Origin of the sequence: Rhodococcus baikonurensis, from assembly GCF_040489275.1 — a bacterium.
GTDB lineage: Bacteria > Actinomycetota > Actinomycetes > Mycobacteriales > Mycobacteriaceae > Rhodococcus_F > Rhodococcus_F baikonurensis.
On record NZ_JBEUOQ010000001.1, the window covers coordinates 547,303 to 566,319 of the forward strand.

20 protein-coding genes are annotated in these 19,017 nt (G+C 62.8%); 8 read left to right on the forward strand and 12 right to left on the reverse strand.

The features are described from left to right. The first annotated feature begins 77 nt into the window (after positions 1-77). Positions 78-929 (forward strand): mechanosensitive ion channel family protein, encoded by an 852-nt coding sequence (locus ABWI03_RS02745; RefSeq protein ID WP_019745515.1) that lies wholly within the window; start codon positions 78-80, stop codon positions 927-929. Positions 930-1,024: 95 nt separating this feature from the next. On the opposite strand, the gene codB is transcribed toward ABWI03_RS02745, so the two are convergent. Beyond that, positions 1,025-2,356, reverse strand: coding sequence for a cytosine permease (gene codB / locus ABWI03_RS02750; RefSeq protein ID WP_298777046.1), 1,332 nt, complete (start codon positions 2,354-2,356; stop codon positions 1,025-1,027). Then, the gene (locus ABWI03_RS02755; RefSeq protein WP_003940577.1) at positions 2,353-2,817 is read right to left on the reverse strand and encodes a nucleoside deaminase; all 465 of its coding nucleotides are present in this window, start codon (positions 2,815-2,817) and stop codon (positions 2,353-2,355) included. Before ABWI03_RS02755 ends, codB begins: the two co-directional genes overlap by 4 nt. 175 nt (positions 2,818-2,992) lie before the next feature. Between ABWI03_RS02755 and ABWI03_RS02760 the strand changes: the two genes are divergently transcribed. Both ABWI03_RS02760 and ABWI03_RS02765 read left to right on the forward strand, forming a co-directional pair. Further along, entirely contained in the window at positions 2,993-4,513 is a 1,521-nt protein-coding gene (locus ABWI03_RS02760; RefSeq protein ID WP_235170408.1) for a PucR family transcriptional regulator, read from the forward strand. Between the two features lie 28 nt (positions 4,514-4,541). After that, entirely contained in the window at positions 4,542-5,186 is a 645-nt protein-coding gene (locus ABWI03_RS02765; RefSeq protein ID WP_298777045.1) for a formylglycine-generating enzyme family protein, read from the forward strand. Here ABWI03_RS02765 and ABWI03_RS02770 read toward each other — a convergent pair. Further along, positions 5,169-5,744, reverse strand: coding sequence for a P-loop NTPase family protein (locus ABWI03_RS02770; protein WP_298777043.1), 576 nt, complete (start codon positions 5,742-5,744; stop codon positions 5,169-5,171). The two genes, ABWI03_RS02765 and ABWI03_RS02770, sit on opposite strands and share 18 nt — an antisense overlap. Before the next feature lie 18 nt (positions 5,745-5,762). Next, positions 5,763-6,872 carry a DUF6670 family protein gene (locus ABWI03_RS02775; RefSeq protein ID WP_298777042.1) on the reverse strand — a complete coding sequence of 370 codons (1,110 nt, stop codon included), beginning with the start codon at positions 6,870-6,872 and terminating at the stop codon, positions 5,763-5,765. Positions 6,873-7,018: 146 nt separating this feature from the next. Here ABWI03_RS02775 and ABWI03_RS02780 point away from each other — a divergent pair, with 146 nt between their 5' ends. The 3 genes from ABWI03_RS02780 to ABWI03_RS02790 are packed head-to-tail and all read left to right on the forward strand — an operon-like array spanning position 7,019 to position 9,293. Next, positions 7,019-7,861 (forward strand): alpha/beta hydrolase, encoded by an 843-nt coding sequence (locus ABWI03_RS02780; protein ID WP_296552619.1) that lies wholly within the window; start codon positions 7,019-7,021, stop codon positions 7,859-7,861. Positions 7,862-7,863: 2 nt separating this feature from the next. Continuing rightward, entirely contained in the window at positions 7,864-8,430 is a 567-nt protein-coding gene (locus ABWI03_RS02785) for a nucleotidyltransferase family protein (RefSeq protein ID WP_095972068.1), read from the forward strand. A 59-nt stretch (positions 8,431-8,489) separates the two neighbouring features. Continuing rightward, positions 8,490-9,293, forward strand: coding sequence for a transglutaminase-like domain-containing protein (locus ABWI03_RS02790; protein ID WP_298777039.1), 804 nt, complete (start codon positions 8,490-8,492; stop codon positions 9,291-9,293). Positions 9,294-9,302: 9 nt separating this feature from the next. Here ABWI03_RS02790 and ABWI03_RS02795 read toward each other — a convergent pair whose 3' ends face one another. The 4 genes from ABWI03_RS02795 to ABWI03_RS02810 form a co-directional block, all read right to left on the reverse strand. After that, complete coding sequence (locus ABWI03_RS02795; RefSeq protein ID WP_095972066.1) at positions 9,303-10,274, reverse strand: alpha/beta hydrolase; 972 nt, start codon at positions 10,272-10,274, stop codon at positions 9,303-9,305. Between the two features lie 143 nt (positions 10,275-10,417). After that, on the reverse strand, positions 10,418-10,855 hold the full coding sequence (locus tag ABWI03_RS02800; protein ID WP_298777038.1) for an SRPBCC family protein: 438 nt from the start codon (positions 10,853-10,855) through the stop codon (positions 10,418-10,420). A 73-nt stretch (positions 10,856-10,928) separates the two neighbouring features. After that, positions 10,929-11,459 (reverse strand): gluconokinase, encoded by a 531-nt coding sequence (locus ABWI03_RS02805; protein WP_003940404.1) that lies wholly within the window; start codon positions 11,457-11,459, stop codon positions 10,929-10,931. A 12-nt stretch (positions 11,460-11,471) separates the two neighbouring features. Then, positions 11,472-12,860 carry a GntP family permease gene (locus ABWI03_RS02810; RefSeq protein WP_095972064.1) on the reverse strand — a complete coding sequence of 463 codons (1,389 nt, stop codon included), beginning with the start codon at positions 12,858-12,860 and terminating at the stop codon, positions 11,472-11,474. A 133-nt stretch (positions 12,861-12,993) separates the two neighbouring features. Here ABWI03_RS02810 and ABWI03_RS02815 point away from each other — a divergent pair, with 133 nt between their 5' ends. Both ABWI03_RS02815 and ABWI03_RS02820 read left to right on the forward strand, forming a co-directional pair. After that, a complete protein-coding gene (locus ABWI03_RS02815; RefSeq protein ID WP_047272025.1) occupies positions 12,994-13,722 on the forward strand; it encodes a FadR/GntR family transcriptional regulator in 729 nt (242 codons plus the stop codon). Between the two features lie 97 nt (positions 13,723-13,819). After that, a complete protein-coding gene (locus tag ABWI03_RS02820; protein WP_019745531.1) occupies positions 13,820-14,827 on the forward strand; it encodes an NAD(P)H-dependent glycerol-3-phosphate dehydrogenase in 1,008 nt (335 codons plus the stop codon). A gap of 54 nt (positions 14,828-14,881) precedes the next feature. On the opposite strand, the gene ABWI03_RS02825 is transcribed toward ABWI03_RS02820, so the two are convergent. The 4 genes from ABWI03_RS02825 to ABWI03_RS02840 form a co-directional block, all read right to left on the reverse strand. Further along, complete coding sequence (locus ABWI03_RS02825; RefSeq protein ID WP_200316971.1) at positions 14,882-15,718, reverse strand: SDR family oxidoreductase; 837 nt, start codon at positions 15,716-15,718, stop codon at positions 14,882-14,884. A 173-nt stretch (positions 15,719-15,891) separates the two neighbouring features. Next, the gene (locus ABWI03_RS02830) at positions 15,892-16,611 is read right to left on the reverse strand and encodes a M50 family metallopeptidase (RefSeq protein ID WP_003940327.1); all 720 of its coding nucleotides are present in this window, start codon (positions 16,609-16,611) and stop codon (positions 15,892-15,894) included. Further along, entirely contained in the window at positions 16,608-17,795 is a 1,188-nt protein-coding gene (locus ABWI03_RS02835) for an ATP-binding protein (RefSeq protein WP_095972059.1), read from the reverse strand. Before ABWI03_RS02835 ends, ABWI03_RS02830 begins: the two co-directional genes overlap by 4 nt. 118 nt (positions 17,796-17,913) lie before the next feature. After that, a complete protein-coding gene (locus ABWI03_RS02840; RefSeq protein WP_298777030.1) occupies positions 17,914-18,975 on the reverse strand; it encodes an NAD(P)/FAD-dependent oxidoreductase in 1,062 nt (353 codons plus the stop codon). Positions 18,976-19,017: the final 42 nt, after the last annotated feature.

Sequence of the window (19,017 nt, forward strand, 5' to 3'; positions counted from 1 at the left end):
GTAAGCCTAGCTGCCTGTTCGGCTTTGGACCGCCTGCCCTGCACCGATGCCCGGATCGGCCGGAATCCGTAGACTGCATGGGGATGATTTCCGAAATACAAGCATGGGAACTGACCGACACCAACCGAGACTGGCTGATACACCGACCTGTCGAGATCGCGATCTACGTGGCGCTCGCAGTCGTACTGCGCTTCGCGCTGCACCGCGGGATCGATCGAATGTCGAAGCCCCGTAAGTCTCCGAATGCCAAGGTGAACGAGCGCAGATCGCAGAGAGCCCGGACCATCGGTTCGGTACTCAAGTCGACGGTGTCCATCGTCATCCTCGTCTGGTGTGTGCTGCAGATCCTCGGCATTCTCGGGATCAACGTCGCGCCGTTCATCGCATCCGCCGGAGTCATCGGTCTTGCCATCGGTTTCGGTGCACAAAACCTGGTGCGTGACTTCCTCTCCGGCATCTTCATGTTGCTCGAGGATCAGTACGGTGTCGGCGACGTCGTCGATCTCGGCGACGCAGTCGGGACCGTCGAAACCGTGGGCCTGCGAGTTACCACGATTCGAGATGTCAACGGCACCTTGTGGTACTGCCGCAACGGCGAAATCCTGCGAGTCGGCAACATGAGTCAGGGTTACGCCACTGCAGTTCTCGATCTCCCGATCGCCCACAACGCGAACGTGCACAAAGCGTGTGAGGTGGCAACGCGAGCTGTCCTCGAGGCGGCGGAGTCCGAACCGATCAGGGCGGACATGATCGACAAGCCGGAGATGCTGGGAGTCAATTCGGTTACTGCCGAGGCAATTACCATTCGAGTGACGGCGCAGGTCAAGCCTGGACGCCAGTGGGCAGTCCAGCGCGCATTTGCGCGCTCGGCGCTGACTGCGTTCGAAGAGCAGGGAATCGAGGCACCGTACCTGCCTGTTCTGCGGTGACGGTGGGGACGGAAGCGTCTGCCCTTTTCATCAACTACGCGAGCCCCCGGCGGGGTCGATACCGCCAGGGGGCTCGCCGGTCTCTGAAGCGTGCTTCAGACGGTGGAGGTCGAGACCTCCCGGTTTGCCGAGGTGTTACCGAAAACCCTGTGCAGGAACATCGTCAGCGCAATCGCTGCGACGATGCCGATCAGCGGCGGGATTCCCACTTCGAACTCACCGGAAAGCCATGCGAGGAACGCTGCGACGGCATAGACGGCGAGGTTTCGCCAGTGGACCGGCTGCGGGGTGTAACCCTCGGGAATGCCGCGCCGCCAGCGGCACAGGAAGTCCGCGATGATCACACCGCCCAATGGCGGGATGAACGTTCCGAGAAGGCTCAGGTAGTCGACTAGATGGTTGTGCACACCGGTCAGGGCGAGTGCCGTTCCGATCACACATCCACCGATGACGAACGGGGTCTTGCGGGGCTTTCTGAACAGTTCGGCCCCGGCCACACCGAAGGCGTAAGCGGTGTCGGCGTTGCTCTTCCAGAGATTCCCGAACAGCAAGACCAGGCCCCAGCCGACAAGCCCGAGGTTGTAGAGAATCAGCACGAAGTCACCCTCGTGGAACGTGATGGCTCCGATGGCACCGAACAGGATCATCAATCCGTTTCCGAGCAGGAACCCGATAACGCAGGCCCACACCGCTTGTGATCCGGAACGGGCAAACCTGGTCCAGTTGGGCGCTTGCGTTCCCGCCGATACAAATGTGCCGACCACAGTGGTGATTGCGAGCGCGATCGTCATGGTCGTCTGTGGTTGAACCGAGACCAGGCCGGAGAATCCACCGACTTCCTCGAGGGACCGGAACACGACCCAGCAGGCCAACGCCAGGATCAAAGGCGTCGAGACGAGCGAGACCCAATACATTCCGCGGTAACCGTAGCAGGCAGTGATGCACATCAAGACGCTCGCCGCGATCATCACCGACGCTCGCGCGAGATAAGAATCCCAGCCCAACGCCTGCGCGGTGAGATCGCCGATCGTGCCGATGATCACTCCGTACCAGCCGATCTGGGTACCGCCCAGCAGGATCGAAGCGAGCTTGGACCCGCGAGTGCCGAAACTGTAGCGCGCCATCACAACTGTTGTGAGTCCGGTTCGGGCTCCGACGAACCCCATCATGGCGACGTACACCCCCAAGATGGCGGATCCGGCGGCGATCACCACCATCAGTTTCCAGAACGAGAACGCGGTACCGAGCGCTGCTCCGGCCAACATCGTCGGTGTGAAGATGGTGAACCCCAACAACACCACCGCGAGCGAGAAGAACGGCTTTCGTGCATGAAGCGGAACCGGAGTAACGGGATAGTCTGGATCGATCGGGTGGCCTGCGCTCTCCGAATCGCCTGCGACCGTGGCAGGTTCGACGGCGCTGCTCATACAACTTCGCCGATGTCTTCGAGCCACAGGCTCGGGCGCTCGGCCAGCATGCGGTCCATCAGTGCCACACACTCCGCGTCGTCGACGACGTCGACCTGAATTCCGCTGCTGCGCAACCATTCTTCCGACGCTTCGAAGGAACGATTTTCGCCGACCACGATTCGAGGGATCTCGTACAGGCGCGCAGTTCCGGCGCACATGAAGCACGGCGACAAAGTCGTGTAGAGGACACACTCGCGATACACCGAGGCCGGCAGCCGTCCGGCACGCTCGATGCAGTCGGTCTCTCCATGACGGATGGCGCTGTTCATCTGGACCCGACGGTTACGTCCGACTGCGAGAACCTCGCCGCGGTGAATCAGCGCCGCGCCGATCGGCACGCCGCCCTCCTCCCAACCGATCTTCGCCTGTTCGATCGCAAGTCCGAGAAAATACTCATCGGTGTGTGCCGGGTGATTCATGTGTGCTCCTGGATTCTGACCAAAATCGTCGATTGTGGCTCGTGTCACAATCCGACCACGGTGGTAACAGCCCGACAAGGGACAACCTGTCAGTTCGTCAGAACTAGCTCTATGACGAAGTGCCCCCTCGGCGGACGATATAGAAATGCTTCCGACTCTGCGACAAGTTCTTGCGATGCCCTCGTTCAAGGCCGCCGCAATCGAGGTGCTCGCGGGCGACGTCGATACCGCGGTGGTTCGCTGGGTCCATTCTTCCGAGGTGTACGAGATGGGTGGGCTGCTGTCCGGGGGTGAGGTTCTTCTGACCACGGGCCTCGGTCTGCACGGGCGATCTCCCGAGCAGCTCACCGCCTACATCGACCAGCTGGCGGACGCAGGATGCGTCGCGCTCGCGATGGAAGTCGGTCGCTCGTTCCTCACGGCCCCTCCCGAACTCGTCGAAGCATCGCGCCGACGCGGGCTCGCGTTCTTGGCCCTGCACGCGGTAGTGCCCTTCGAGCGGATGGTCGAAGACTTTCACGACCTGATGCTCCGCCGCACTCTCGGGTCGGCGCAAGCGGGCGAGCCTGTCTGGCAAGAACTTCTGAGTCTCGTGGTCGCAGGCCAGGGCATGACCGCGCTGCTCGACAAGGTGTCACGACTCGCGGGGTGCGCCGTCGATCTTCTCGACGCGGATGGCAGAACCGTCGAGCGCAGCACAACCGGAGCAGAGCGATCCGAGACCGAGCGCACGATCCACGACGTACGCGGCCCGACGAACTCGCTCGGTCGACTTGTCCTGTGCGGGCGCGCAACCACACGTCGAACCGCCGTCGCAAACTGCGCCGCCGTCGCCGTGGCTCTGGAACTCGGACGTCACGGCGATGTCGGCCCACGACAGTCACTCGCGCAATCGGTGATCACCGACGTGGTGGGCGGTGTGCTCACATCACACGGCGACTTGTCCGAGCGACTGACAGCGGCCGGGTGGACGCCGTTGTCGGAGGGGCACCATGTCCTCGTCGCCGCTGTCGACGTCGATCGGCAAACGCCGGTTCGAGAGCTCGCTGACCAAGTACGCGACGCCGTGCGGGCCGTGCTCGGTTCCTGCGTCGTCGGGACTGCGGCCAATCACGTCATCGTGCTCGCGCACGGGTGGGCGTCCGCATCCCCGGCACGAGTTCGGGCCACCTTCACCGAAGCCGACGAGCTGCTACGCCGCGGGCCGGGCGGTTCCGCAGTACGCACGCTCGGAGTTGCGACGCCGGCCGAGGATCTGTCCGGCGTCGGGGCGGCGGTCGCGCAAGCTCGCGAGGTCGTCCAGATCGCGCGGCGCTTCGGCACCCGGACCGGCGTGATCCTCGCGAGGGACGTCGGCGTCCAACGACTCCTCGCCGCCGGCACGACGCCCGCTTCCCTGTCCTCGTTCGTCACGGAGCAACTCGGTTCGCTGATCGCCTACGACACAGCACATTCCGCCGATCTCGTCCGAACACTCGACGCGTACCTCGCACATCGGGGCGGCAAGGCGAGAACCGCGGATTTCCTCGGCATCCGGCGTCAGTCGCTTTATGCACGGCTCACGCGTATCGAGAAGCTGATGGGCGTTTCCCTCGACGATCCGGCACAGGTGGTGTGTCTCGGGCTTGCGCTGACCGCATGGCGCATGCGCACCGGCCTTGATCCACAAGCAGCGTTCGAGCGTCTCCCCGGGTAAGCAACCGAGATTCTGCGATGATGGACGTATGACCGGAGCAGCGGAGTTGATGATCGAGATCCCTGCCGGCGAGGTGCACCTTCGGGACGACCGCAAAGGCACTGCATGGACCTCGAAAGTCGAATCCTTCCGCCTCGCACGCCATCTCACCACCAGGGCACTGATTCACGGAAATTCGTCGGGCGATTCGAGCAAACCCGCGGTCGACCTTTCGTGGAAAGACGTCATCGCAACCTGCAACTCGCTGTCAGTCGCGGACGGCCTGACACCCGCATATCAAGACGTCGACACCGATTCTCCGCGGTGGGACCGAGCGGCAACTGGCTACCGGCTCGCCACCGAGGCCGAGTGGCAGTACGCGTGCAAAGCCGGCACCTCCGGCTACCGCTACGGCGAAATCGACGAGATTGCCTGGTACAGCGACAATTCAGGGGGACGGGCACATGACGTCGGGATGAAGGCACCCAACAATTGGGGCTTGTTCGACATGATCGGCAATGTCTGGGAATGGTGCTGGGATCTCTACGACCCCGAGGTGTACGGCACGTACCGGATCTTTCGCGGCGGCAGTTGGGCCGAAATTGAACGCGGTTGCGGCGCTACCGTAAGAAGGCGAAGCCACCCGACGTTCGCTATCGACGACCTGGGATTTCGCCTAGCTCAGACGATCTGAGGGCAGACGACCGAGGACTTCGAGCACAGCCTCGATCTCTTCTCGACTGCGCAGCCGAACTATCGGCAACGACGGCACATCGACCAAGACCGTGGCCATTCGCTCCGCATTGCGCCCGTCGCTTCGCCAGGCCCACCGAACCACATGATCCGGATCGAACAGAATGGTGTGCAGTGGCGGCTCCATGTTGCGGTTCCACAACATCTCTCGCTGCAATCGCCGACGCACGGTTCGTGTGATCACCTGGCGCATCACCGTCCGCCGAGGCAGATCCAACCACAGCATCAGGTCCGCACGCTCGGCCAGTAGCCGACGTACTGCACCGTACTGCCACTCGGTCACCCAGGCCGGCTCGCTGGAAAAGCGTCGTACTTCGGGTTCGAAACTCTCGAGCGGAATCCAGTCGGGCCCGTGGAAGAGAGAGTCCAACTCGGTGTGTTCGATCTCGAGAAGCCGACCGATTCGACCGGCGAGAGTCGTCTTTCCGGCACCTGAGGTCCCCGCGACAAGGATCTTCTGCGGACGAACCGTCAGCTCGGCAGGGTCGACGAAAGGCACCGATACACACTAGGGGCCTCAGACTTCGCAGTCCACCCATTCGATGTAACCGGTGCCGTTGATCGACGCACCGTCGAAACTTCCCCGGTAGGTGTACGCGCCGACGTACCCCTTACCGTGGCCGTAGCGCCACTCCGAGTCGATCTCGGCCTCGAACTCCACGATCGTCCTGCCGTAATCGCGTACCTGCCAACGTAGTACGCGCGGCACACGCATCTCACGTCCCTCCGGGTCGACATGCAATGCGTCGGCGTACTCGAGTACGTCGAACACCACGTCGTCGAAGACCTTCGCACTGCCGTCAACAGTCCGAATGTAGGCGAGCTTGCACGCCGTAACCCCTGACGCTCGAACATCGGTGAGCAACAACTGATGCCGGTCGTCCAGTTGAACGATCTGGTAGGTGAAGAAGTCGGCCGGAAGCTTCCACGACTCGGGAAGTGCGCGGCGAGTCAACGATTGCGGTGTCATGCACCGCGCGTATTCGACGGTGCACGGAGCCGAAATACTCACCGGTCCATCCGGACTCGAGATCGTCCCGGAACACTGCGCCAGCAGACTGACATGGTCGTAGACGGGATTGCGCACGAACCACGACGCTTGATCCGTTGCCACGATCTCGAGATCGACGTCGAAAGAGTCGTATCGCCCGGTGACACGGAAGTTCGGATAGCTGTTCTCGATGATCAGGTTGTCACCGAAGGCGATTCGCGAACCATCTTCTTCGAACGCACACTCATCGGCAGCGTCGTACGCCTGATAGAAGTGATGCCCCGGTGCAGCGGTGGAACTCAGCACGGTCGCGGTGTTTCGCGCGTCTGGTACAGCGAGATAGTCGTTGTCGAACACCATCGTCCCGGTGGCACCGATCAGCGTCATGGTGTTGAGGTAACGGAAAGGTCCTGGCAATCGGGGAACGAAGATCCCGTAGTGCGTCCAGGCGAATTTTCGCGAGGCTAGATGCGGGCGCATCATCTCCGGACGGTCGAACGGGCGTACCGATTCGGCCATCCGCTTGTCGATCAGCGGAAGCGCGCCGTCCAGCAATGCCCGAACCGCGGGTCGCCACAACCGCCGCGAGCGGGTGGCGGAGGCAGTGTGGGAACGATCAACAGTTTGTCCGGTCACGCCCCCAAGTTAATGTAACCAGCCGTAACAAACAAGTGTCGAAGTTTCCTCGTCGACCGCACACCCTGAACACCCGCGCCCTGCACACGGGACGAATAGCATGTGAGAATCCGCGTACCGGAACCGGTCGCAGAGAGGGCGCAACAATGCAGCACGAAGAGTCGTCGTTCACCGGAGTGGCCGGCACCAAGATCGTCTACGACGTGTGGACTCCGGACCGCGAACCCACCGGGGTTCTCGTCCTCTGCCACGGCCTCGGCGAACACGCGAGGCGCTACGACCATGTTGCCTCCCGTCTCGGGGAACTCGGGCTCATCGTGTACGCACCCGACCATCGCGGGCACGGGCGTTCTGGCGGCAAGCGCGTTCACCTGAAGGAATTCTCCGACTTCACCGACGACGTCCACACGTTGTTCTCTATCGTGACGGCGGCTCATCCCGGCAAGGACAAGTTCCTGCTCGGGCACAGCATGGGCGGCGCGATCGCCCTTTCCTACGCCCTCGACCATCAGGCCGATCTCAAAGCCCTCGCCCTGTCCGGACCTGCCGTGATCATCGCAACCGGTACTCCGAAGATCGTGATGCAGTTGGGCAAGATCGTCGGCAAATATCTCCCCGACGTGCCCGTCGAGAATCTGGAAGCAGCTGCCGTATCGCGTGATCAGAAGGTCGTCGACAAGTACAACGCCGACCCGCTGGTTCACCACGGCAAGGTTCCTGCCGGAATCGCGCGCGGCATGATCACCGCCGCGGAAGGATTCCCGGCACGCCTACCCTCGCTCACCATTCCCGTACTGCTTCAACACGGCTCGGACGACCGATTGACGGACCCCGCCGGCAGCAAGCTCGTCGCAGATCTGGCCGGCTCTTCGGATGTCACCTTGAAGGTGTACGACGGCTTGTACCACGAGATCTTCAATGAGCCTGAGCAGGAAGAGGTTCTGAACGATCTGATCGAGTGGCTGCGTCCGCGGGTCACCGGAGCGTAGTCATGTCGACGTGCGGGATCCTGCTGGCTGCCGGGGCGGGATCCCGCATGGGCAAACCGAAAGCTCTCGTCACAGACGCCGACGGTCAGTCGTGGCTCCACCACGGGGTGACGACACTGCAGTCCGCCGGCCTCTCGCCGGTCATCGTGGTCCTCGGCGCCCAAGCCGAGGCCGCCGTCGAGCTACTGCCCACCACCGATGTCATTGTGGTGATATCGGATTGGCAACACGGAATGAGCGCGTCACTGCGCTGCGGACTCGAGGCGGCCATGCAGATCGAGGGCGCCGAGGCGGCAGCGATCTCCCTGGTCGACGTCCCGGACCTCAATGCCGAAACCGTTACTCGTATCGTGGGCCAGAGCTCCCGCTCACGAAACATACTGCGAAGAGCTGTCTTTCACGGCAGGCCCGGCCATCCCGTCCTGATCGGACGCGACCACTGGCCGACGCTTGCCAAGTCACTCACCGGGGACGGGGGCGCCAACGCCTACCTACGCGAACACGGGGTCGAGTTGGTGGAGTGCAGCGACCTCAGCAGCGGCGTCGACATCGACTATCCCGAAGCCTGATCGCACTGTCACAATCCTCCCAGGTGGTGGGTGTCCGAATTCGGTGTAAAGATGACCCGATGAAACGTACCGTCGCCGCCCTGCTCGACATCGAGATCGACGAGGCGACCAACCTGGAGTTCAAGATCGCGGTGACGCGCGCACCGGGGGTCGAGCTACTGGAAACGATGTCGTTCGTTCATGACGGCAATCCGATCGAACCCCGTGAGGTTATCGCCGAACACGGCACCCGGATTCATCTACTCGACTGTGCCCCAGGCACACTGATCGTCAGCTACGACGCAACCGTCATCGGCCGCGCAGAACCGGCGTCGGTCAGCGACTACGACGTGTCGAAATATCTGCGCCCCAGCCGGTATGCCGAGGCCGACAAGTTCTTCGGTTTTGTCGCCGGGCAATTCGATCTCGCCACTCCCCCGGCCGAACTCCTCCTCGAAGTCACGCGCTGGGTGAGTACACATTTGAGTTATGTTCCGGGCACCAGTCGTGGCACCGACAGTGCGGTCGACACCCTGCTGGCAGGTGCCGGAGTGTGCCGCGACTACTCGCACCTGACCATCTCACTGCTACGCGCGGTGGGGATTCCCGCTCGCCTGGTGGCCGTCTACGCGCCGGGGTGCGATCCGATGGATTTTCACGCCGTCGTCGAAGCCAGTATCGACAACGTGTGGCGCGTAGTCGATGCAACGCAATTGGCCCCGCGCAGCAATCTTGTGCGCATCTCGACCGGCCGAGACGCCGCAGACACAGCCTTCCTCGATAATCACGGCGGTTCTATCACTTTGCATGCCTCGGAAGTTCGCGCAGTCGTCGACGGCGTTCTCGACAACGACGACTACGCGACACTGACGTCCATCGGATGAAGAGCAGCGTCAGGCGCTGATCTGGTTCTGCGAGGCCATCGTTCGCTCGAGGAACTTGACCGTGAGATCGACGATCGCTTTGCCCTCGCGAAGTGCTTTGCCGATCACCGGGAATGCATGGATCTGCCCACTCCAGATGTGCGTTTCGACGGCTTGTCCTGCCTTGATCAAGTTTTCGGTCATGATCTCGACGTCCGGACGCATCAATTCGTATTCGGCGGACACCAGGAACGACGGCGGAATCAGACTGGCGTCCGCGTTGATCGGCGACTGCGCACCAGGAATCTCGTCCGGACCCTCGAGCCACCGGTCCTTGAGCTTTTCCACCTGTGACATCGGTAGGTAGGCGTCACGTTTCATGAAATCGGGATCGTGGTCCTCGAGGTTCACGTTGAGAAGCGGCGAGTATCCGACGACGGCTGCGGGCCGCGTGATTCCGCGCAGTGCGGTAATTTCGGCGACCTTCATGGCCAGGTAACCGCCCGCCGAGTCACCGGCGACCACAATCTTGTTCGGATCTTCCGCTGTCTCGAGCAACGCGGTGTACGCGGCCATCGCGTCTTTGACGGAGGTGCCGATGGAACCTTCCGGCAACTGTCGGTAGCGCACGGAGATCACCGGTACGCCGGCCTTCGCCGAGAGCAGGCCGCACAGCGCGCGGTGCGTTGCCAGACCGCAGAAGACGAACCCACCGCCGTGGAAGTAGAGGATCGTGGCGCCGGCCAATTCGCCCTGCGCTTTGCGTGGATGCTGCACCTTCTCGCTGGGCACACCACCCAGAGTGAAAGGCTCGATGTCGAGGTTCTTCGGCTTCGGCAGTTTGTCCGCCATCGCGTCGAGTCGCTCGAGTTGGCGGATACCGCGTTCGGTGGTCGGCCAGAGGGTGAACATGGGCTTCACGAACGTCCTGGTCAGGCAGAAGATAACCCGTGCTCGCGGGCTCACGTTCCAATGCCATACCGTCGAATCTCGCGTCCGCATAGCGTCCTCCCAGGTCAAGCCGTTTTGTGCATGTGAGTTACACATACTTGTCGGCTGCTGATGTGAACGATAACTGACGCTGCGTCAAAATGACACGACGGGTGGACCTCAATTGCTCGAGCGTGTGCAAGTTCGGCTTGCCATCACGGCGAGGAGAGATACGCGGACAGTCCGCGGTGCCCGCCACGCATCATCGCTTCATGATTCCACTCGAACACCGGCTTCGCGATCTTCGAGGCCAGACCGAGCGCTCCGGACACCGCCACTTGTTGCCGAAAGTCGGCTATGCAACCAGATCCAGCAGGTTGCACCGCCCAGCTACTCCACCCGGTCATTGCCCCGGAGAGACGCACTTTCAGATAGCGGGCAACTGAATCTTCGACCTCGCGCCGCCCGAAGACCAGCAGCGTCAGAGGGACAGCGCTGCGGATGGACATGGAGCCTGAATGCTCGTCGATCGTCCGGACTCGGCGTATCTGAGGCCACCACTGCGAATACCTCTCGGCGTTCGCGAGAACGTCGTAGACACGGTCGGCAGAGGCAGGGAGCGTCCAGACGCTGTGGAAGTCGAAGTCGGTCACGGTTCAGTCTGTCTGCGCAGCAGTCACCCTTGCACCGTAACCCGAACCGCGGGTGCCCACACACCTGGCTTGCTCAGTATTCGAACGTCTCCACCCGTCGCAGGATCTCCTCCGCGATCTTGGCGGGACTTCCACCCACGTCGACGACGATGGCCTGTTCGTCCGGGTCGACCGCCTCGAGCGTCGAGATCTGGGAGTCGAGAAGCGAGGCGGGCATGTAATGATCGAGGCGGGCGGTCAATCGCTGGCCGATCTGATCCCGCGAACCGGCGAGGTGCACGAATACGACGTGCTCACCGCGAAGAACGTCGCGGTAACTCCGCTTGAGCGCCGAACACGTGACGATGCCCGGCTGACCGGCGTCGGTATGGCTCTTGATCCAGACGGCGATCTTGTCGAGCCAGGGCCAGCGATCTTCGTCGTTCAACGGATGCCCGGTGGCCATCTTGTCGATGTTCGCCTGCGGGTGCAGATCGTCGCCTTCTTGAAGGTCCCAGCCCATCGCTCCGGCAAGCATGCCGCCGACCGTCGACTTTCCCGAACCCGAGACACCCATCAGGACGAGCACGGGATACTGCTTCTGCTGTGCCGCTTCGCTGTTCATGTGCTCGCCTACCTAGATGAATGCGCTCAACACGAGCACTCCGGCCAGGCCCGATACCGAGATGATGCATTCCATCACGGTCCAGGTCTTGAGGTTCTGTACCACGCTGACGCCCAGATACTCCTTCACCAACCAGAATCCGGCGTCGTTGACGTGCGAGAGGAAGAGCGAGCCTGCACCGATCGCCAACACCATCAGCGAGACGTGCGCCGACGAGAGGTCTGCCGCAACCGGAGCGAGGATGCCCGACGCCGTCACCGTCGCCACCGTTGCCGAACCCGTTGCGACGCGGATCAATACCGCCACCAGCCAGGCCAGGAACAGCACGGGAAGGCTGCTGCCCTTGATCGCGTCGGCGATCACCCCGGCGATACCGGTGTCGATCAGGACCTGCTTGAAACCGCCTCCGGCACCGACGATCAACAAGATGCCTGCGATGGGAGGTAGGGAACTTTCGAGTGACTTCGAGATGGCCTTGCGGTCCATCCCGCCGCCGCGACCCAGAAGCACCATTCCGACCAGAACAGCGAGACCCAAAGCGACGACGGGTGTTCCGAGGAAGTCGAGGACGGACTTGGGGAGCGCCTCGGAATCGGGAGCGATCACGTCGGCGAACGCTTTGCCCAGCATGAGAACAACCGGAAGGAGGATCGCTGCGAGAGTCGCCGCGAACGAGGGGCGCTGCTGCTTCTCTTCCTCGCCTCGATCTTCCCCTGTGACAAAGAGATCCGGAACCTTCACGTCGACCCACCGCGCGGCGTACTTACTGAAGACCGGTCCGGCGAGAACAACAGTGGGGATCGCGACGAGGACACCGAGCGCGAGGGTGAGGCCGAGGTTTGCGTTCAATGCCGAGACTGCAACCAGCGGGCCGGGGTGAGGGGGAACCAACCCGTGCATGGCCGAGAGGCCCGCGAGGGTGGGGATCGCGATACGCATCAGGGACAAGCCGGAGCGCCGCGCGACGAGGATGATGACCGGCATCAACAGCACGAGACCGATCTCGAAGAACATCGGCAGACCGATGACCGCGCCGACCAGAGCCATGGTCCACGGGAGTGCTTTGGTGCTGGATCGGCCGACCAGTGTGTCGACCACGCGGTCGGCACCGCCGGAATCGGCGAGGAGTTTGCCGAACATCGCGCCGAAACCGATCAGGATTCCGACGCTTCCCATGGTCGACCCGAAGCCGGTGGCGAACGCCGCGACCGACTCGGCCGAACCGAGGCCTGCCGCCAGTCCGACGCCCACCGCGCCGATGGACAGCGCGAGGAAGGGATGCAGGTCCAGCCAGGTGATCAGCGCGATGATGACCGCGACGCCGGCGACCGCAGCGATGATCAATCGTGCGTCGCTACCAGCGGGGACGACCTCGGCCGCCAGCAATGCTGTGGTGTTCATAGGGACTCCCAGTCCGATGAGTGATTGAGGTCACTGTTCCTTAATTAACCTACAATTTCAAGAGCAGACACTAATTTGTAGTATTTATCCGGCTTCCACCGGGCTTACTCCATACGCATGGGACGATCTACATATGCCTTCTGTCCCGTTTCAGCAGTTACACGACTCGATGCTGGAACAGCTCGGCCAAGACATAGTCGGTGGCGTTCTCGCCCCGGGAACCACGATCTCGGCCGACGAGGTCGCAACGCGCTACGACGTGTCACGAACCGTCATCCGCGAAGTCGTCCGCGTTCTCGAATCCCTCGGATTGGCCTCGGTTCGTCGACGCGTCGGAATCACCATCCTCGGCTCCGAGCACTGGAACTCACTCGACCCCAATGTCATCCGCTGGCAACTGGCCGGTCCGGATCGGTTCGAGCAGCTGTCGATCCTGAGTGAACTCCGTTCCGGTATCGAACCCTTGGCTGCACGACTGGCCGCAACGCGAGCAACACCCGAGCAGTGCGGCGCTCTCACCGCAGCCGTCATCGGCATGTCAGCTACCTCTCGCGCTGCCGATACCGATGCCTATCTCGGCCATGACTCCGACTTCCACCGCACACTGCTCGCCGCCTCCGGCAACCCGATGCTGCGTGCGATGTCGCAGATCGTCGTCGAGATACTCGAAGGCCGCACCCGCCACTCGCTGATGCCCCACGAAGCCGACCCCGAAGCTATTCACCTGCACGGAGTGGTCGCGTCAGCCATTCAGGCCGGGGACGCCGACGCTGCAGAAGCCGCGATGCGTTCGATCGTCGCGGAATCCGCAGAAGCGGTCGAAACAATGCGCGAAAGCCCCGAACCGCCGCCTCATCTGTAAGTCGAGCCACAGACTCGGCGGAATTGGCCCGCAACTGCTCCGCAAGTGGAACGCTTGGCGCCATGACAGCACTCGCTACCCAGAACAGCGCACTCTGATGGCCCGCCCGGTACGCGTCGTCGTCCTCGGTGCCGGATCGTGGGGAACCACGGTGGCCGGCCTCGCTGCCCGCAACACTCCCACCCTGCTGTGGGCACGAAATTCCGAAGCGGCCGACGAAATCAATTCGCAACGGACCAACTCCAAATACCTTGGTGAGCGCAAACTTCCCAAGGGACTCAAGGCAACCTCGGATCTGGTCGAAGCCGCTCGCGAAGCGGACGTCCTCGTCTGCGGAGTGCCGTCGCACGCCGTTCGCGCCACCCTCGCCGAGATCGCCAACGAGGTTCGGGCCTGGGTGCCGGTGTTGTCACTGTCCAAGGGCCTCGAACCCGGCACCCGGCAGCGTCCCACCGAAGTGATCGCCGAGTGCCTGCCCGGCCATCCCGTCGGACTGCTCGCGGGCCCCAACATCGCCAAGGAGATCGTCGACGGCATGGCCGCGGCATCGGTCGTGGCCACCCAGGACGATCGCGTCGCCGCCGCGCTGCAACCGCTCTTCGCGTCGTCGGTCTTCCGTGTCTACCGCAACACCGACGTGCTCGGCTGCGAACTCGGCGGCATCCTCAAGAACATCGTCGCCATCGCCTCCGGCATGGCGGACGGCTTGGGCGTCGGTGACAACACCCGCGCGATGGTGCTCGCACGCGGCCTCGCCGAGATGACCCGCCTCGGTGAAGCGATGGGCGCCAACCCGCGTACCTTTGCCGGCTTGACAGGCGTCGGCGATTTGATTGCCACCTGCATGGCTCCGACTTCCCGTAACCGTCGCGTCGGCGAAGCTCTGGCGCAGGGCCTGACCGTCGAGGAGGCTGTCGCCAAGCTCGGTCAGGTCGCAGAGGGCGTCAAGACCGCCCCCACCGTCATGGATCTGGCCCGCGAATACGGCGTCGACATGCCGATCGCCGCGGAGGTCGAGGCCGTCATCGGTGGCCGTCAAAGTGCCAGCGACGCGTATCGCGGGCTTCAGAAAGTTGCTCCAGGCGGCGAGCACGAGGTGGCGTGAGGAAGTTCTACAGATATCTAGCAATTTAGCTAGATACCTGTAGATCGCCCGAGATCAGTGAGATGGAGCGTCGACGAAGATGTCGATCGCCAGCGGTGACCGACCGCCGTACTGCGAGAAATCCGAGATCCCCGCCTCGCGCAGGATCTCGACGTCGAGCACCGTGCGACCGGTATCCGTGCCGGCGGGACGCCCGAGAATCTCGACCGCCGCATCGGCCATGATCTCGGGTGAACGCGAGTGATCGATGCTGTCATCTCCCCCGAGCAAGTTTCCGACAGCGGCCGTGGCGATCATGGTCTCCGGCCACAGGCAATTACTCGAAATCGGTGCACCTGAATACTCGGCGGCGATACCCAAGGCCGCCAACGTCATTCCGTATTTCGCCAGCATGTAGCCCGGATGGGCACCCAACCAGTGCGGCGAAAAGTTGAGCGGCGGCGACAGCGTCAACACGTGCGCGTTGGCCGACACCTGAAGGTACGGAAGGCACGCGCGGGTGAGCGCGAAGGTTCCACGGACGTTGACCTGCTGCATCAGATCGAACCGCTTCATCGCGAGGTCTTCGGTTTTCGAAATGTCGAGGACGCTCGCATTGTTGACCACGATGTCGATGCCACCGAAGTGCTCTACCGCTGCAGCCACTGCCCGTGCGATGTCGTCGTCGCTCCTGACATCACCGACGACGGGAATGGCATGACCCCCAAGCCCGTTCAACTCGTCCACAGCCGTGTGGATGGTTCCGGGCAGCCTGGGATCCGGCGTATCGGTCTTGGCGAGCAACACGATGTTCCCGCCGCGGCGCGCTATCGCACGGGCTATGGCAAGTCCGATACCACGGCTCCCGCCGGACATGATTGCGGTTCGTCCCCGGAAGTTTTTGTCGTCCAAAACGAATCCTTGTCATCGTCGACGGTCATCGTCGCTGCGGATGTGGCCGAGGGAAGTCCCGACACGACCACTCGTCGACTTCCACGATATGAGCGCCTCACCGCGATGACTACGTCCGCTGAGCATCAAGAATCGTTGATCCCTTGTCCCGTCAGGACAACGGATCAATGCGGTCAGCCACCCACCGGGCGCAGGATCCACCATCCGCCGAGCACCAGCACCGCGACGTTCACGAGTAGAAACAAACCTACCCAGACGATCGCGGGTATCGGTGAGAGCCTGGCCAATTGATCGGCATCCGAATCCGGCGCTCCACCGCGTCGCATTCGCTGCCGTTGAAGTTCCACGACGGGGCGAGGCCCGGCAAAGAGCAGAAAGAGCGTCAAGAAGTACGCTGCAGCAACTTGCTGCTCCTGGGTCCCCCACCAGACGAGACCGAACAACACTGCGCCCACGACGGCAAGTGAGAAGACTCCGTAGAGGTTTCGGATCAGAACCATCATCACCGCGATGACGAATACACCGATCCACAGCACCGAGACCGCACGCTGCGCACCCAACAAACCGGCCGCGCCCAGGCCGAGAATCGACGGTCCCACGTAACCCGCGAACGTCATCAGAATGACGCCGAAGCCGGTCGGCTTGCCGGACGAAATCGCGACACCCGACGTATCCGAATGCAGGCGAAGACCTTTCAAGCGTCGACCGACCAGGACGGCGACGATCAGATGAGCGCCCTCGTGTGCGATGGTGACGACGTTGCGGGCGATCCGCCACAGGTGCGGTTCGAGAACGATGATCACGGCGATCAACGCGGCCAGCTGAACCACCCACGCCGGCGGATTGGGACTGAGCGCCGCCACCCGATCCCACGCGGTTTCGAGCGCGTTCACTCCGCTTGCCCGCGCAGGTATCGGCCGAAGTGCGGGACCGTGAATCCGATGGACCCACGTTCTGCCGAGTAAATCAGCCCCTTCTTGATCAGTCCATCGCGTGCCGGCGACAGGGAAGCCGGCTTACGTCCCAACTCGACGGCGATCTTCGCGGTCGCGACCGGTCCGTCGTCCCCGGCGAGATCGGCCATGGCCCGCATGTACTCGCGTTCCGCGGGCGTTGCTCGCTCGTACCGTGACCCGAAGAAACCGACAGCGAGTTCTTCCTCCGCCGTCGGCGCGCCGACGCGCACATCGTCTGCCGTGATCGGACTTGACGCCGCCACATCCCACGTGGCTTTCCCGTAGGCCTGAACGAAGTACGGGTACCCGTCAGCCGCTTCGTAGAGGGCATCGAGCGCAGATTCGGTGAACTCGACGTCCTCACGCTCGGCAGGTGCGATCAGTGCCTGATCCGCCGCTTCCCTCTCGAGACGGTCGATCCGGTGGTAGCTGAACAGGCGCTCCGAGTAGCTTTTCGACGCCGACAGCACAGCAGGCAGATGTGGAAGCCCTGCCCCGACCACGATCAGCGGCGCCGCGTCCTGACTCAACTCGTGGCAGGCCCCGCAGATCGCCGAGACATCCGAAGCCCCGAGGTCCTGCATCTCGTCGATGAAGATGGCGATCCCGACACCGACATCCCTGGCCAGCGACGACGCGTCGAGCAGCAACTCGACCAGGTCGATCTCGATGTCGCCACTGTCTGCGCGACCTTTGATCGCAGGTGCGTCGATGCCTGGTTGCCAACGCTCACGCATTCCCTTGTCCGCGGTGGCGCGCAGGGCAAACGACTTGAGGACTCCGAGGAACTGCTCGACCCGTTCCGGATCGCGATGCGAGACCGCGATCTCTCGGACCGCCATGTGGAGCGCCGACGAAAGTGGGCGTCGCAAATCCTGATCGGGTCGTGCCTCGATCTTTCCGGTCCCCCAGCTGCGGGAGATCGCCGCCGAACGCAACTGATTGAGCAGGACGGTCTTGCCGACGCCACGCAATCCGGTGAGGACAACACTTCGTTCCGGGCGGCCACGCGCAATCCGCTCGAGCACGACGTCGAAGGCGTCGATCTGCTTGTCACGCCCGGCGAGTTCCGGCGGTCGCTGACCGGCACCGGGGGCATACGGGTTGCGCACGGGGTCCATGCCCATCGACGGTACAAGCCGAGTAGACGAATATCCCGCTATCTAGCGCGTGTCCTAGAGAGAACTAGGAACAGCAATATCGGCTCGACCTTGTCGAACCGGGCTCCGGCATCGTCGTCTAACAGTCCAGGCTCGACGCTCGGGCGAAGTCCCCGGCCACGTGGGCTCCAATTGCTCCGGCCAGAATGATCGCGGGATGCGCCGCGGCCAGATAGAGCCCAGACACGCCTGCGGCGAAGCCCAACAATGGGCGGGCACCACGCGGGATGGGACGGTCAGCGACTACCGCCTCGATCAGTTCGACGTGGTCACCGTCAACGAGCTGACTGCGGACTGCCTGCAGCATCGGCTCGGCCAGCTCGCGAGCATCTCCGGAGAACCCGACCGGAACATCTTCAGCCGCAATCAGTGTCGTGTCGTCCAATTGCCGGATCTCGAAATCCGGAGTGGAGAGTATTCCGTTCACCAATGGGTGGGGCGTCGAGAATCTGATGAGGCAACACGGGGAGGCGTCGACCTCGACGTCGATTCCCGCCGACGCCGCGAGTCCAGGGATCGCGGTACCTGCAGCGAGCACGGTGGTCGATCCGTAGACGGGACCGTCGGCAGTCACTACTCCGCACACTCTCGCGCCCTCCGTGAGCACCCCGAGCGCACTGACACCGGAATGCACTGTGGCACCGTACTCTTCGGCACCTCGCATGAGCGATCGAGCGAACGCAACCGGGTCAACGCCGCCGTCATCAGGCGCGGACGCTGCCACCACCGGAGCCCTCCGTAATCCCGGCTCACGAGCAAGGATTTCTTCTTTACCGATGAGGTCGACGGGATGGCCGAGTGCTCGATGTGTATCTACGAACGCTCGGGTCTCCGCTTCCGTCTCTTCCCAGGTGATCGCGCCTCTGCGGCGCAAACCGATTGGCTCGGCGAGTTCGCGCTCCAGGCGGTCGAATTCGACTGCGGCGCCTTGCCGGAACGGATCGGAATAAGTTTCTGCGGCACTCTTCGAGAGGCCGACCCAGGCAAAGGAGTTGCCGGTTACCCCTCCGGCCACCGAGCCGTGCTCCAGCACGGTGACTCTGAGACCAACGCGCGCCAGGTGATACGCGATCGACGCGCCGACGACACCGGCACCAATCACCAGGATCGGACTGTCGTTTCGACCATTTGGTTGCGTCACCAGTGGACCATATCTGCGAGCCGCAACCTGGATCCACTCAAT